Annotated in this window: 10 protein-coding genes and 2 tRNA genes; 8 read left to right on the top strand and 4 right to left on the bottom strand. The window is 75.4% G+C overall.

All coding sequences use genetic code 11. From position 1 onward, the window contains the following. Positions 1 to 22 precede the first annotated feature (22 nt). The 8 genes from FH969_RS03040 to FH969_RS03005 all read left to right on the top strand — a co-directional run bounded on the left by FH969_RS03040 (position 23) and on the right by FH969_RS03005 (position 11,206). On the top strand, positions 23 to 820 hold the full coding sequence (locus FH969_RS03040) for a methyltransferase domain-containing protein (protein WP_139986023.1): 798 nt from the start codon (positions 23 to 25) through the stop codon (positions 818 to 820). Positions 821 to 869: 49 nt separating this feature from the next. Further along, positions 870 to 1,643, top strand: a complete 774-nt coding sequence (locus tag FH969_RS03035; RefSeq protein WP_139986021.1) for a fumarylacetoacetate hydrolase family protein — start codon at positions 870 to 872, stop codon at positions 1,641 to 1,643. A gap of 53 nt (positions 1,644 to 1,696) precedes the next feature. Further along, a complete protein-coding gene (gltX, locus tag FH969_RS03030; protein ID WP_139986019.1) occupies positions 1,697 to 3,184 on the top strand; it encodes a glutamate--tRNA ligase in 1,488 nt (495 codons plus the stop codon). Positions 3,185 to 3,321: 137 nt separating this feature from the next. Continuing rightward, positions 3,322 to 4,044 carry an HAD family hydrolase gene (locus FH969_RS03025; protein WP_246071669.1) on the top strand — a complete coding sequence of 241 codons (723 nt, stop codon included), beginning with the start codon at positions 3,322 to 3,324 and terminating at the stop codon, positions 4,042 to 4,044. Positions 4,045 to 4,232: 188 nt separating this feature from the next. Continuing rightward, positions 4,233 to 4,304 (top strand) — tRNA-Gln (locus FH969_RS03020). A gap of 82 nt (positions 4,305 to 4,386) precedes the next feature. Next, a tRNA-Glu gene (locus FH969_RS03015) sits at positions 4,387 to 4,462 on the top strand. 115 nt (positions 4,463 to 4,577) lie between these two features. Further along, entirely contained in the window at positions 4,578 to 7,706 is a 3,129-nt protein-coding gene (locus FH969_RS03010) for a PD-(D/E)XK nuclease family protein (RefSeq protein ID WP_139986017.1), read from the top strand. Beyond that, on the top strand, positions 7,703 to 11,206 hold the full coding sequence (locus FH969_RS03005; protein ID WP_139986015.1) for a UvrD-helicase domain-containing protein: 3,504 nt from the start codon (positions 7,703 to 7,705) through the stop codon (positions 11,204 to 11,206). The genes FH969_RS03010 and FH969_RS03005 overlap by 4 nt, the downstream gene beginning before the upstream one ends. On the opposite strand, the gene FH969_RS03000 is transcribed toward FH969_RS03005, so the two are convergent. The 4 genes from FH969_RS03000 to FH969_RS02985 form a co-directional block, all read right to left on the bottom strand. After that, positions 11,193 to 11,642, bottom strand: a complete 450-nt coding sequence (locus tag FH969_RS03000; RefSeq protein WP_139986013.1) for a GntR family transcriptional regulator — start codon at positions 11,640 to 11,642, stop codon at positions 11,193 to 11,195. The two genes, FH969_RS03005 and FH969_RS03000, sit on opposite strands and share 14 nt — an antisense overlap. Next, the gene (locus FH969_RS02995; protein WP_108717819.1) at positions 11,639 to 12,562 is read right to left on the bottom strand and encodes a hypothetical protein; all 924 of its coding nucleotides are present in this window, start codon (positions 12,560 to 12,562) and stop codon (positions 11,639 to 11,641) included. Before FH969_RS02995 ends, FH969_RS03000 begins: the two co-directional genes overlap by 4 nt. Before the next feature lie 80 nt (positions 12,563 to 12,642). Beyond that, positions 12,643 to 13,629 carry an ABC transporter permease gene (locus tag FH969_RS02990; RefSeq protein WP_108717818.1) on the bottom strand — a complete coding sequence of 329 codons (987 nt, stop codon included), beginning with the start codon at positions 13,627 to 13,629 and terminating at the stop codon, positions 12,643 to 12,645. After that, positions 13,616 to 14,611, bottom strand: a complete 996-nt coding sequence (locus tag FH969_RS02985; protein WP_218975247.1) for an ABC transporter ATP-binding protein — start codon at positions 14,609 to 14,611, stop codon at positions 13,616 to 13,618. Before FH969_RS02985 ends, FH969_RS02990 begins: the two co-directional genes overlap by 14 nt. Between the last annotated feature and the right edge of the window lie 105 nt (positions 14,612 to 14,716).

Genomic DNA, 14,716 nt, shown 5'->3' with positions numbered 1-14,716 from the left:
CCAGGAGCGACGAGGAGGCGTGATGCCGCACTACATCCACGGTCACAGCGAGAGCGTGCTGCGCAACCACACGTGGCGCACCGCGGAGAACTCCGCCGCCTACCTCCTGGACGACCTCGGCCCCGGGCTCGACCTCCTCGACGTGGGCTGCGGGCCGGGCACGATCACGGTCGACCTGGCCGAGCGCGTCTCGCCCGGCCGCGTCGTGGGGATCGACTCCTCCCGGGAGGTGCTGCTCAAGGCGGGTGAGGTGGCCGCCGCCCGCGGAGTGGACAACGTGCTGTTCGAGCCGGGCGACGTGATGGCGCTGCCGTACGTGGCGGAGAGCTTCGACGTCGTGCACGCCCACCAGGTGCTGCAGCACCTCGTCGACCCGGTCGGCGCGCTGCGGGAGATGCGCCGCGTCCTGCGCCCCGGCGGTGTGCTGGCCGTGCGCGACGCCGACTACGGCGGGATGCAGTGGTTCCCGCAGGTCCCCGGGCTCGACGACTGGCTGTACCTGTACTCCCAGGTCGCGCGGGCGAACGGCGCGGAGCCGGACGCGGGACGGCGGCTGCTGGGCTGGGTGCGCGAGGCCGGGTTCACCGACCACAGCGTCTCCACCTCGACGTGGTGCTTCGCGGACCCGGAGATGCGGGAGTTCTGGGGCGGGTCCTGGGCGGACCGGATCACGCGCTCCGGGGTGGCGCGCGACGCCGTCGAGCTCGGCTTCGCGACCACGGACGAGCTCGAGCGGCTCGCCGCGGCCTGGCGGACGTGGGCGGAGTCGGACGACGGGATCTTCACGGTCGTGCACACGGAGGTCCTCGCCCGGCGCTGACCCGGCGCTGACCCGACCGCTGACCCGCGCCCCCGGTTAGGGTGGCCGCATGCGCATCGCTCGTGTCGCCGTCGGCGACGACCCCCGCTACGCCGTCGTCGAGGGGGAGGGCGAGGCCGCGTCCTACGCGCTCCTCAAGGGTGACCCGCTGTACGTGGGCGTCGAGCGCACCGGGCAGGTGCTCCCGGCCGACGGCGTGCGGCTGCTCGCGCCGGTCATCCCGCGCTCGAAGGTGGTCGGGGTCGGGCGCAACTACGCCGAGCACGCGGCCGAGCTCGGCAACGCGGTGCCCGAGGAGCCGATGATCTTCCTCAAGCCGAACACGGCCGTGGTGGGTCCCGACGACCCGATCGTGCTGCCCGCCTACTCCAGCAACGTGCACTACGAGGGCGAGCTCGCCGTCGTGATCGCGCGGATCTGCAAGGACGTGCCCGTCTCGCGGGCGCTCGACGTGGTGTGGGGCTACACGGTGGCCAACGACGTCACGGCGCGTGACAAGGGCGTGACCGGGCCGTGGGCGCTGAAGAAGGCGTTCGACTCCTCCTGCCCGCTGGGGCCGGTGCTCGTCACCGACCTGGACCCGGGTGACCTCGCGGTGCGCACCTGGGTGGACGGCGAGCTCGTCCAGGACGGGCGCACCTCCCAGATGATCGTGGGGGTCTCCGAGCTCATCTCGTTCGTGAGCGGCATCTTCACGCTGCTGCCGGGTGACGTCATCCTGACCGGCACGCCCGCGGGGGTCGGGCCGATCGTGGCGGGTCAGCGGGTGGACGTCGAGGTCGAGGGGATCGGCCGGCTGTCCAACCCCGTGCTGCGCCGCTGACAACGCCGGGCCCCGAGAGGGTTGCGGCGGGGCAGCACCTACGCTGGACTCCCGTGAGCGCCCCCACCTCTGACGTGACCGTCCGCTTCTGTCCCTCGCCCACCGGCATTCCGCACGTCGGGATGATCCGCACGGCGCTGTTCAACTGGGCCCAGGCCCGGCACACGGGCGGCACGTTCGTCTTCCGCATCGAGGACACCGACGCCGCGCGCGACTCCGAGGAGTCCTACGCCGCGATCGTGGAGTCGCTGCGCTGGCTCGGCATCGACTGGGACGAGGGCATCGAGGTCGGCGGCCCGCACGGCCCGTACCGGCAGTCGCAGCGCTCGGAGATCTACGCCGACGTCATCGAGCGGCTGCGCGAGGGCGGGTACGTCTACCCGTCGTTCTCGACGCCCGAGGAGATCGAGGCGCGCAACCTCGCGGCGGGCCGCCCGCCGCAGATGGGCTACGACAACGCCGAGCGCGACCTCACGCCCGAGCAGGCGCAGGCCTACCGCGCGGAGGGCCGCGAGCCGGTCTGGCGCCTGCGGATGCCCGACGAGGACCTCACCTTCACCGACCTCATCCGCGGCGAGGTCACGTTCAAGGCCGGCTCGGTGCCCGACTACGTCGTGGTGCGCGCCGACGGCAAGCCGCTGTACACGCTGGTCAACCCCGTCGACGACGCCCTCATGGGCGTGACGCAGGTGCTGCGCGGGGAGGACCTGCTGTCCTCGACGCCGCGGCAGATCGCGCTCTACCGCGCGCTCGTGGAGCTCGGCATCGCCGACCGGGTGCCCGAGTTCGGGCACATGCCGCTCGTGCGCGGCGAGGGCAACAAGAAGCTCTCCAAGCGCGACCCGGAGTCCAACCTCTTCCACCACCGCGAGCGCGGCTTCATCCCCGAGGGGCTGCTCAACTACCTCGCGCTGCTCGGCTGGGCGATCGGCCCGGACCGCGACGTCTTCACGATGCCCGAGCTCATCGCCGCGTTCGACATCCGCGACGTCAACCCGAACCCGGCCCAGTTCGACCTGGCCAAGGCCGAGGCGATCAACGCGCAGCACATCCGCCTGCTGGCGCCCGCGGACTTCCGCGCGCGCCTCGTGCCCTACCTTCCGGGGCTGCTCTCGGCCGACACCTACGAGGCGCTCACGAACCGCGAGCGGGCGATCCTGGACGCCGCCGCGCCCCTCGTGCAGGAGCGCATGGTCCTGCTCGGCGAGGCGCCCGGCATGCTCGGGTTCCTGCTCGTCCCGGACGCCGAGCTCGTCGTCGAGGAGGACGCGCGCGGCACCCTGAAGGAGGGCGCCGCGGACGTCCTCGACGCCGCGATCGCCGCGCTCACCGACGTGGACGAGTTCACGACGGCGAGCATCTCCTCCGCCCTTCGCCTCGCCATCGTCGACGGCCTGGGTATCAAGCCGCGGCTCGCGTTCGGCCCGCTGCGGGTGGCCGTCTCGGGCCGGCGGGTCTCGCCGCCGCTGTTCGAGTCGATGGAGATCCTCGGTCGCGACTCGACGCTCGCGCGGCTGGCGGCGCTGCGCACCACGCTGTGAGGGGCGGCGCGCCCGACCGGCTGTCGGGCGCTGTGACCGACGCGGGAGTCGACGGTGCGTCGCCCGCTCCCGGACCAGCCCTGCCCGGGCGAGCCCTGCCCGGGCGAGCCACGGCAGGGTACGACGGCGTACGGGGCGTGCTGCTCGACGTCGACGACACGCTCGTGGACACCCGCGCGGCGTTCGCGGCCGGGATCGACGCCGTGGCGGCTGCCTATCTGCCGCACCTGGACGCGGGTGGCCGCGCCCGGGCGCTGGACGTGTGGCGGGCCGACGCGCAGGGCGCGTTCCGGCGCTACACCCGCGGCGAGCTCAGCCAGTCCGCGCAGCGGCTGCTGCGCGCGCAGGAGGTGCACGAGGCCCTCGCGGGGCCGGCGATCCCGGAGGAGACCTTCGGGGAGTGGGAGGCGGTCTACCTCGCGGGCTTCGAGTCCGGCTGGCGCGCGCACGAGGACGCCCTGGACGCGGTCGCGGCGCTGCGGTCGACCGGCCTCGCCGTCGGGGCGCTCACCAACGCCTCGCGCGCGATGCAGACGCGCAAGCTCGCGGCCACGGGGTTCGCCGACGACGTGCCACTGCTCGTGACGCTGGACGAGCTGGGCGTCGGCAAGCCCGACCCCCGCGTGTTCCTCGAGGCGTGCAGGCTGCTGGGCACCGAGCCGGGCGAGACGCTCTACGTGGGCGACGAGCTGGACACCGACGCCCTGGCCGCGCAGCGCGCGGGCCTGCGGGCCGTGTGGCTGGACCGGCCGGGCGCCCGCCGCGGAGGCGTCCACCTCGAGGACCCGGACGTCGCGCGCGAGGCGGGGATCGCCGTCGTGCACTCGCTGGGCGAGGTGCAGGGGCTGCTGGGGCTGTGACGCGTTCCACGGCAGAGCCCGCAGGTCGGTCTGCTGTCAGCCCTGCGGCGGCAGACCCACCGACGGCCGGCGGGCCACGGAAGCCCCCGGTTTGGTCGATCCCACGATGAGCGGGTAGAGTCACCCGTCGGTTGAACGGCCGAGGCGGGCGCCCGAAAGGCGCACCGAACCGGGCCCGGATACCCCCTTGGGGTATGGTGTAATTGGCAGCACGACTGATTCTGGTTCAGTTAGTCTAGGTTCGAGTCCTGGTACCCCAGCGCAGCGCAGACCCGCTCGATTTCGCTTCACGGCGAGCATCGGGTAAGGTCTTCGAGGCCCGGTTCGCCGGACATGTGTGACGGCCCCATCGTATAGCGGCCTAGTACGCCGCCCTCTCACGGCGGTAACGCGGGTTCGAATCCCGCTGGGGTCACCATCGAAGCCCCCGCTCCTTCGAGCGGGGGCTTCGCCGTGTCTGGCGAGCTCCGGCGCGGGGGAGCGCGCAGGCGGATCCGGCTCCGATGTCGGATCGCCTGGATAGGGTCGCATCCGTGACGACGGTGCACCTGGAGCCCTACGGCCGGCCCGCGCTGGACGCCGTGCGCGAGCGCGTGAACGCCGCCAAGGGCGGCGATCCGCTGGCCCTCGTCACGATCCTCGTCCCTGACAACGTCACCGCGCTCACGGTGCGCCGGTTCCTCGCTCGCGAGGCCGTGGCCGGCGTGGTGGTCACGACGCTCGCGCGGTTCGCCGAGCAGCTGGCCGCACCGCTGCTCGCGCCCCGCCAGCCCGCGACCACCGCCGTCCTCGCGGCCCACTGGCGCGTCGCGCTCGCCGGGGACGACGGCCCGTTCGCGGAGGTGGCGGAGCACCCCGGCACCGTGCGTGCACTCGTGCGCGCGCATCGCGAGCTGCGTCACCGGACGGACGAGGAGCTCGACGCGGTGGCAGCCGCGGACCCCGTCGCCGAGTCGCTCGTCCGGTTGCACCGGGTGGTGCGCGACGGCGCGGCGGCGCGGCACTACGACAGCGTCGACCTCCTGCGCGCCGCCGCGGCGCTGCTCGAGGCGCGACCGGCGCGCGGGCACGTCCTGCTCGTCGCGGCGAGCCGGCTCGAGCCGGCCGAGGTCGACCTCGTGGCCGCGCTGCACCACGCAGGCTCGCTCGAGGTGGTGGCCTGCGTCGCCAACGTCCGGCGCGCGGACGGCGACGTGGTCGACTCGCTGAGCGCCGCGGGCCTCGCGGTGCCCCCCGTCCCGGCGGGCCACCCGCGCGCCGTCGCGGGTGCGCTGCTCGATGCGTCCGACGCCGACGACGAGGTGCGGGCCGTGGTCCGCCACGTGGTGCGCCGGCTGCGCGACGTCCCGGCGGAGCGGATCGCCGTGCTCTACCCGGCCGCGGTGCCGTACGCCCGGCTCCTGCACGAGCGGTTCGCCGCTGCGGGCGTGCGCATCAACGGTCGCGGCGTGCGCTCGGTGCTCGAGCGCGCCGTGCCGCGCGCGTTCCTCGGGCTGCTCGCGCTGGCGGAGTCGCGGTTCGCACGGACCGAGGTGATCCGGGTGCTGGGCGAGGCGCCAATCCGGATCGACGGCGCCGTGGTGCCGCTCGCCCGCTGGGACCGGCTCGCGCGCGAGGCCGGCGTGGTGGGCGGCGACGACTGGACGACCCGGCCGGCCGTGTTCGCGGCCGAGCGCCGGGCCGAGGCGGCCGCACTGCTCCTGGGCGACGACCCGCAGCCCCAGCTCGCGGCGCACCGCACCAAGGACGCGGACGACGCGGTGGCGCTCGGGAACGCGATCGGCAACCTGCGCGGGATGCTCGAGCGCGGGGCGGACCTGGACACGTGGCCCGAGCTCGCGGACTGGCTGCGCGAGCTCTTCGAGCACACCGTCGGTGATCCGGCGGCGCTGCGCGCCCTGCCGCCCGAGGAGCAGTACGGCGTGGTGGCTCTCCTCGGCTCGATCGACGCGCTCGGCGGGCTCGGTGCGGTGGAGGCACGCGCCGACCTCGCGACGGCGGTCGGGGCGCTCACGCTGCAGCTCGACGCCGCGGTGCCCCGCGTGGGGCGCTTCGGCGAGGGAGTCCACGTGAGCGCGCTCGGGGAGGCCGCGCTGCTCGACGTCGACGCGGTGTTCGTCGTCGGGCTCGCCGAGGACCTGTGCCCGGGACGCGTCCGTGAGGATGCGCTGCTGGGCTCGGCGGCGCGGCTCGCCGGCGGGCTGGCGCCCCTGCGTACCCGTGTCGACGCGCTGCACCGCGCGGTCCTCGCGGCGCTCGCAGCGGCGCCGGCGCTCGCCTCGTTTCCCCGGGGCGACCTGCGGCGCAGCACGCAGCGGCACCCCTCACGGTTCCTCCTGCCGTCGCTGCGCGAGCTCGCCGGTGACCACGAGCTCGCGGCCTCGGACTGGGAGCGGGTGCCGGAGAGCGTGCGCACGTCCAGCTCGTCGTTCGCGGCGGCGCTGCTGGCGACGCCCGATCTCTCCGACGCGCAGGAGTGGCGGGTCCGGGCCGCCGCGGCGCAGGCGTGGGAGGACGACACCGTGGCCGCTGCCCGCGGGATGCTCGCGGCCCGCGCGGGGGACGCTCTCACGCGGTACGACGGCGACCTGCGGCACGTTGCCGACGGTCTGCCCGACTATGCCGACGGCGTCCGGGTCGTCGCGCCGACGACGCTCGAGCAGGTCGCGCAGTGCCCGCACGCGTTCTTCGTGGAGCGCGTGCTCGGCGTGCGACACCTCGAGGCTCCAGAGGAGGTCGTCGAGCCGCCGGCGAACGAGATCGGCACCCTCGTGCACCGCTGCTTCGACCGCCTCGCGCGCGAGGCGAGCGAGCTCCCGCGCGACGGCGCACCCTGGTCGGCGGCCGATCGCGCGCGACTGCTGGCGATCTTCGACGAGGAGGCCGACCGCGTGTCGGCGCGCGGCCTCATGGGTCACCCGCGGCTCTGGGCGCTCGAACGCGACACGCTGCGGCGCGACCTGCCGCGGATGCTCGACGACGACGACGCCTGGCGGGCCGCGCGCCGCGCGAGCGTGGTCGCCTCGGAGCTGACGTTCGGCCTGGCGGGAGAGCCGGCGGTGGTGCTCGACGTCGAGCGCGGGTCGGTTCGGCTGCGCGGCAGTGCGGACCGGGTGGACCGTCGGGGCGACGGCACGCTCATCGTGACCGACCTCAAGACCGGGAGCGCGCGCACCTACGGCGACCTCGAGACCGATCCGGTCGGGCACGGCCAGAAGATGCAGCTGCCCGCCTACGCCCGTGCGGCGCTCGCGCGGCACGGGCGGCCGGGTGACGCCGTCGAGGCCGCGTACTGGTTCGTCCGGCGCGACGAGAGCAACAAGCGCGCGGTGGGGCGGGGCAAGCGGGTGACGGTCGCGCTCGACGAGGCGACCGAGCGGGCCTATCGCCGGGCCGTGGGCACGCTCGTGGACTCCGTCGCGGCCGGCATCCTGCCGCCCGTGCCCCCGGAGAAGCCGGACTTCTCCTGGGTGCAGTGCTGGTACTGCAACCCGGACGGCCTCGGGCACGGCGAGGCCCGCGAGCGGTGGGAGCGCCAGCGTCATGATCCCGCGCTGCGCGCGTTCCTCACGCTCACCGACCCGGACGCCGCGGCCGCAGCTGAGGCAGTCGCGGCCGGCGGCCCTGCCGACGCTGCGAACGACGGCGAGGGGGAGCCGTGAGCGCGCCGCTCACCGACGCCGCCGCGCGGAGGCGGATCCGCACCGACACGGCGACCTCGCTGTTCGTCGAGGCCGGCGCGGGCTCGGGCAAGACGCGTGCGCTCGTGGAGCGGATCCGCACCCTCGTGCTGGACGACGGCGTGCCGCTCGCGAGCATCGCGGCCGTCACGTTCACGGAGAAGGCGGGCGCCGAGCTGCGAGCGCGGCTCCGGTCCGCGTTCGAGGCCGTCGAGCGGGCGGAGCGAGCGGTGCGACGAGGCGGGGCCGACGGCGGCGCGGTCGACATCGATGGCGGTGCACCCAGCCTGCGCGAGCGGCGCGCGACCGCGGGCCTGGAGGACCTCGACGCGGCGGCGATCGGCACGCTACACGCGTTCGCGCAGCGCATCCTCACCCGCCACGCGATCGCCGCGGGCCTACCGCCCGAGCTCGAGGTCGCGGACGAGGTGAGCTCCGGCCTGGCGTTCGAGCAGCGCTGGAGCGACACCCGCCGGGAGTTGCTCGACGACCCCGCGATGTCGCCGCACCTGCTCATGGCGATGTCCGCGGGCGTCACGCTCGAGCACCTGCGGGCGCTCGCGCGCGCGTTCGGCAACGACTGGGACCTCGCGGACGAGCGCGTCCCCCCACCCGAGGATGTGGCTGTCGCGCTGCCCGAGGTCGACCTCCTCGCCGCGCGAGCGCGCGAGCTGGCGGGTCGCGCGATCGAGTGCACCGACCCCTCCGACCGCTTCCTCGAACGGCTCGCCGCGATCGGGGAGTGGGGCCGAGGCCTCGGCGTGGCCGCGGACGCCCGTGAGCGGTACGCCGCTCTCGGCGCAGCGGTGGCGCTGAAGACGAGCTACGGCAGGGCCAAGAGCTGGCCCGATCTCGCAGGCCTGCGTGAGGACTGCTCGAGCCTCATCGCCGACGCCAAGGCAGCGGCGGACGCCGTGACGGACGCGACCCTGCGCCCGCTGGCGGCGTGGATTGCGCGGCGCGTGGTGGCCGACGCCCGCGCGCGGGCCACGGACGGACGGCTCGAGTTCCACGACCTGCTCGTGCTCGCGCGCGAGCTGCTGCGCCGCGATGCGAGCGTGCGGGCCGCGCTGCAGCGGGACTTCGGCGCCCTGCTGCTCGACGAGTTCCAGGACACCGACCCGATCCAGGTCGAGCTCGCCGTGCGCATCGCGGCGGGCGCGGACGGCGGTGCAGCCGACTGGCACGACATCGCGACGCCGCCGGGCTCGCTGTTCGTGGTGGGCGACCCGAAGCAGTCGATCTACCGGTTCCGACGAGCCGACATCCGCGTCTTCCTCGACGTCGCGGACTGGTTCGGACCCGAGGCCCGCACCGGGCTCGCGACCAACTTCCGCACGACGCGCCCAATCCTGGACTGGGTCAACGCCGTCTTCGGGCGCCTCATCGCGGCGCAGGATGCGGCGCAGCCCGCCTACCAGGCTCTGGCCCCGCACCGCGAGGCCGTGGGCGTCGGGCCCCCCGTGGCCGCGCTCGGCGCCCGCGCGCACGAGGACCTGCCGCGCGCCGGGGCGTCGGTGCTGCGCGAGCGGGAGGCGGCGGACGTGGCCGCCGTCCTGGCGCGAGCCAAGGCCGAGGGATGGACGGTCGTCGACGACAAGAACAGGGACGAGAACGGAGCGCCTGTCGAGCGGGCGATGAGCTGGCACGACGTCGCCGTCCTCGTGCCGGCCCGTACGTCGCTGCCCTACCTCGAGGACGCACTCGAGGCCGCGGGCATCCCGTTCCGGGCGGAGTCGAGCTCGCTCGTCTACTCCGCGCCGGAGGTGCGGGCGCTGATGGCGGCGGCGCGCGCCGTCGCCGATCCCGCCGACACGTTCGCGGTGGTGACGGCGCTGCGCAGCCAGCTCTACGGCTGCGGTGACGACGACCTGTGGACCTGGCGACGAGACGGGGGGTCCTTCTCGCTGCTCGCGCCCGTCCACGAGGACACCGCCCGGGCCGGGCACCCGGTGGCGCGTGCCCTCACGCACCTGCGGGACGTGCGGCGCGACGTGCGCTGGTCGACACCGAGCGAGGTGCTCGCGCGGCTCGTGGCGGACCGGCGGATGCTCGAGGTCCCGGCGACGTCGCAGCGTCGGGCCCGCGAGCAGTGGCGTCGTCTGCGGTACGTCGTGGACCAGGCGCGTGCGTGGTCGGAGGTCGCCCACGGCGGCCTGAGCGCGTACCTGGAGTGGGCGGCGCGGCAGGCCGACGAGTCCTCGCGGGTGGCCGAGGCGATCCTGCCCGAGACCGACGTCGACGCGGTGCGGATCATGACGGTGCACGCCGCGAAGGGCCTGGAGTTCCCGGTCGTCGTGCTCTCGGGCCTCACGTCGCAGCCGATCAGCCCGCGCGGCGTGCGAGTGCTCTGGACCGACATCGGGTACGAGGTGCGGCTCAAGGCGGACGTGCAGACCGAGGAGTTCGAGGCCGCACAGCCCGTCGACGAGCAGATGGACTCGCTCGAACGGCGCCGCCTGCTCTACGTGGCGGCCACCCGCGCGCGCGACCACCTCGTCGTCTCGCTGCACCGCAAGGCGGGCACGGGCGGGCAGCGCACCAACGCCGAGCTGCTGGCCGTCGAGGGGGAGGGCGTGCGCGGGGCCACGGTGTTCGAGGCGGGCACGCATCCGGTGACGGTCGACCTGCCGCGGGACCCGGTCGCGCCCCCGCCCTGGGCCGAGTGGAGCGCGCGGGTCGAGGCCGCGCAGGCGCGCTCGCGCCGCGTGCCGGTGATCAGCCCGTCCGGCCTGGAGGGGACGGACCCCGCGGTCGCGCTCGGCGGCTCCGGCGCGCGCTGGGACGTGATCGACCTGGCCGAGGCGTTCGTGGGTGGGGGTGACCTCGCCGAGGCGGCGGACGGTGCGCCGTCAGACCTCGACCCCGCGGACGGTGCGCCGCCGGTGGGCGGCTCTCGGGCGGACGGGCCGCCGTCGGAGTTCGACCCGGCGGACGGTCCGGCGACCGAGGGCGGATGGGCGAAGGGGGCGCGCGACGTCGAGCTCCCGCCGTGGTCGAAGGGTCGCGACGGCACCGCGGTCGGGCGGGCCGTGCACGGCGTGCTGCAGTCGCTCGACCTCGCCACGAGCGAGGGGGTCGACGGCGCGGTCGCCGCGCAGTGCGTGGCCGAGGGCGTGGTAGAGCACGCCGACGTCGTGGCGGCGCTCGTGCGGTCGGCCCTGGCCAGCCCGCTCGTGCGGTGGGCGGCCGAGCGCGAGCACTGGCCCGAGACCTTCGTCGGGGCACCGCTCGACGACGACCGCGTGCTCGAGGGGTTCATCGACCTGCTCGTCCGGGACACCGACGGGCGGGTCACGGTGGTCGACTACAAGACCGACGCCGTGCCGGTCGGTGCGCTCGGGCTGCGGACCGCGTACTACGCACCGCAGCTGCGGGCGTACGCCGACGCGCTGCGCGCTGCGGGCGTCGACGTCGTGCGGGCGGTCCTGCTGTTCCTCAACCCCGCCGGCGCGGTGGAGCGGGACGTCAGCCTGGGCTGAGCGAGCGAGCCCTCGAGCGGTCCCGCGCTGCGGCGAGGGTCCCGCGCACGAGGTCGAGCACGTCACCGTCGGCGAGTCCGGCGGCGAGCGCGGCGCGGGCGAGGGAGTGCGCGGCGGACCGCACGTCGTCGGGTGCGTCGGCTGCGTCCTCCGTCCGCCGTGCGCCATCCGCGGCGCTTGCCGGTCGCGGTGCGCCGGGCGCCACGGAGGTGCCGTGTCGTCGTCGCGAGATCACCACGCCGGTTGCCTCGAGCTCGCGGTAGGCGCGCTGGACGGTCCCGGGGGCGACGCCGAGGTCCGCCGCGAGATCGCGCACCGTGGGCAGCCGGTCACCGGGGCTCAGCGCGCCGGCTGCGACGTGGCCCGCGACCTGGGCGCGGATCTGCTCGTAGGGCGGCACCGCGCTGCGCAGGTCGACGTGCAGTGCGGCGCTCACGCCGGCACGCCCGCCGGGTACGCGGCGCGCGCGGCGCGTGCCGGCCACGGGACGGTGGCCGCGATCGCCAGGAGCAGGACGAGCCAGGCCGCGCCGACGAGCCACGGCGCGAGCGCGCCCCACGCGGGTGCCGGCTCGCCGTTGAGGGTGAGGCCCGAGGTCACGCCGTGCACGGCGACTCCGGCGACCAGCGTCGTACCGCCGAGCGTGAGACCGAACGCGGCCTGCGCCACCCGGAGCGCGCCGCCCGTGGTGCGTCGGCGCAGGTCCGCGTCCTGCTCGGGGGTGATGCTCGGCACCGCGGGGCGTCGGCGCACGAGACGCAGGGTGAGGACTGTGAGGCCGGCGAGCGCGAGTGCCGCCGCGAGCATGGGCGCGCCGTACGCCCAGCCGGGGAAGGGCCCCGCCGACGTGGTCACCGGGCCGGACGTGACCGCCAGGCTGTTGCCGTCGCCCACGATCGCGCAGGTCACGAGGACCGCGACGAGGAGTCCGCCCCACGTGGCCGTGAGCACGCGCAGCAGCCGAGGGCTGGTCGTGGCCACCGACCGGGGCGCGAGGGCCGCGTGCCGCAGCTCGCCGTCGGGCGCGGGCCACGTGCGCTCGGCGACGGCGGTGGCGCCGACCCAGACGAGGCCGACGGCGAGCGGCACGAGGGCGAGGACGAGCCCGGTCGGGCCGTCAGGCCCGACGGCGCGTGCGACCCGGGAGGACAGCGCCGGCTGCGCCGCGAGCAGGACGACGGCCGCGAGCAGCCCCGCGGTCGGCGGGACCCAGCGCGTCCGGCGGGCGTGGCGCGCCACTCGCTCGGGGAGCGGCAGAGCGTCGGGCCCCGGCGACCCCTGCAGGACGAGCCGCGCCACGAGCACGGCGGCAACGACGACGAGAGCGAGGACGAGGAGCGGCAACGCGATGCTCATGGTCGCAATGTATCAAACCATTAGAGCAATGGGGGAGAGAGGCAACGCCGCCGGCGAACCGACCGCCGGAGCGGGCGGGCTCAGGAGGTGATGTCCGCCGTCGTGAACCGCGCCCAGGCGAGCGAGCCGAAGACGGCGACCCAGGCGGCCTGGACGGCCACGCCCTGCAAGAGCACGCCCGCCGAGACGTCCCAGCGCAGGAACTCCGCGAAGTCGAACCAGTGGTGCGTGAGCAGGTAGGGGTGGATCGCGGCGAGCTGGGGGAGCGAGTCGAGCACCGTGGAGACCACCGAGACCACCACGGTCGCGGCCATCGCGCCGATCGCGACCTCCGTCAGCGTGGAGAAGAACAGCCCGACGGCGATCAGCCCCGTGAGGGACATCGCGACGTACGCCGTCACGCCGAGCATGCGGACGACGCCGGCCCCGGTGCCCACGCTCTGGCCCGAGAGCAGCGTGAGGTCGCCGAACCCGAACAGCAGCCCGCCCGTGAGGAACGCGGCCGCCGCCACGAGCAGGACGCCCGCGAGCACGAGCACGAGCGCACCCGCGGCCTTGACCAGCAGGAGCCGGCCGCGCGGGATGGGCACGAGGAGCAGGTAGCGCAGCGTCCCGGCGCCGGCCTCGCCGGCCACCGCGTCGCCCGACGCGATGCTCACCACGAGGGGGAGCAGGAACGGCAGGCAGAGGAACAGCGACGTCACGACGAGGAACAGCCCGTTCCCCGCGACCCGCGAGATGAACCCGGGTCCCTGTCCCGCGTACGCGGAGTCGCTCACGATCGCGAGCATGATCCCGAGCAGCACGGGCACCGCGGTGAGCAGCGCGAGGAGGAGCTGGTTGCGGCGGCGGCCGAGCACGAGGCGCAGCTCGTTGCGCAGCAGCCGGGCGGTCGCGCGGGCGCGGGACGTGCGCGGTCCGCCTGATGCGGTGTCCGACACGTCGGCCCCGACGGCCCGGCCCGGCCCGCCGTCGGTCCCGACGGCGCGGCTCGCAGCAGTGGCAGCGGCGGTGGCGGTGGCAGCGGACCCGCCGACCGCCGGCGACGTGGCCTCAGCGCGCGACATCGAAGCCCTCCCCGGTCAGCTCCACGAACACGTCCTCCAGGCTCGGGCGCACCTGCGCGAGCCCGAGGACGGGCACACCGCCCGCCACGAGCGCGGGGGCGAGCGCCTCGAAGGGCGCCTCGCCGAGCGCGAGCGTGAGCACGACGGCGCCGTCCGCACCCGGCTCGACGCCCGCTACGGACGCCGCACCGGGCAGCGCGGTCGCGACGAGTGCCTCGCCCGCAGGGGTCGTGGTGAGCGTCGCGGTGCCCGCACGGCTCGCGACGAGCGCCTCGCGCTCGCCCTGCACGAGCAGCCGGCCGCGGCTCATCACCCCGACGTGGCTGCAGACCTGGTCGATCTCCGCCAGCAGGTGCGAGGAGACGAGCACGGTGGCGCCGTCGTCGGCGAGCTCGCGCACGAGCGCGCGTACTTCGCGCGTGCCCTGCGGGTCGAGGCCGTTCGTCGGCTCGTCGAGCACGACGAGGTCCCGGGGGCGCAGCAGCGCCGCGGCGAGGCCGAGGCGCTGCTTCATCCCGAGGGAGTACTGGCGGTACCGCTTGCCGGCGGCCGCCATGAGGCCGACCCGTTCGAGCGCGGTGCCGACCCGGGCGCGGGAGCCGCGCGCGTCCACCGTCGCGTCGGCGGCGTCGAGCCGCTCGAGGTTCGCGGCGCCGGTGAGGTAGGGCTGGAACGCCGGACCCTCGACGAGGGCGCCGACCCGCGGCAGCACGCGCGCGGAGCCCTCGGGCATCGCCTCGCCCAGCAGCCACGCCCGGCCCGCGGTCGGCGTGACGAGGCCGAGCAGCATCCGGATCGTCGTGGTCTTGCCCGAGCCGTTCGGCCCGAGAAAGCCGTAGACCGCGCCGCGCGGGACCGCGAGGTCCACGCCGTCGACGGCGAGCTGACCCGTGCGGAAACGCTTGGTCAGCCCGGCGGTGCGGACGGCGAGGTCGACGCCCGGGTGCTGCTCGCCGTCGGGCGCGGGGTGGGTGGCGGGCACCGCGGGGCGGGCCCGGTGGGCGACCGCCGGCGACGTGCCTCCCGGCGAGGTGACGTCCGTCGGCGCTGCCTCCGAGGCAGCGGGCGCCCCCGAGGCGCGCTGCGC

The sequence above is a fragment of the Miniimonas arenae genome (assembly GCF_006351005.1).
Taxonomy (GTDB): Bacteria; Actinomycetota; Actinomycetes; order Actinomycetales; family Beutenbergiaceae; genus Miniimonas; species Miniimonas arenae.
Note: the sequence above shows the minus strand (reverse complement) of the source record. Positions and strands in the feature narration are given on the sequence as shown.

What these genes read in the sequence shown, in the direction of transcription:
- FH969_RS02995 (WP_108717819.1), bottom strand. Translation starts at nt 12,562, where the DNA reads ATGAGCATCGCGTTGCCGCTCCTCGTCCTCGCTCTCGTCGTCGTTGCC.
- FH969_RS03040 (WP_139986023.1), top strand. Translation starts at nt 23, where the DNA reads ATGCCGCACTACATCCACGGTCACAGCGAGAGCGTGCTGCGCAACCAC.
- FH969_RS02990 (WP_108717818.1), bottom strand. Translation starts at nt 13,629, where the DNA reads ATGTCGCGCGCTGAGGCCACGTCGCCGGCGGTCGGCGGGTCCGCTGCC.
- FH969_RS03035 (WP_139986021.1), top strand. Translation starts at nt 870, where the DNA reads ATGCGCATCGCTCGTGTCGCCGTCGGCGACGACCCCCGCTACGCCGTC.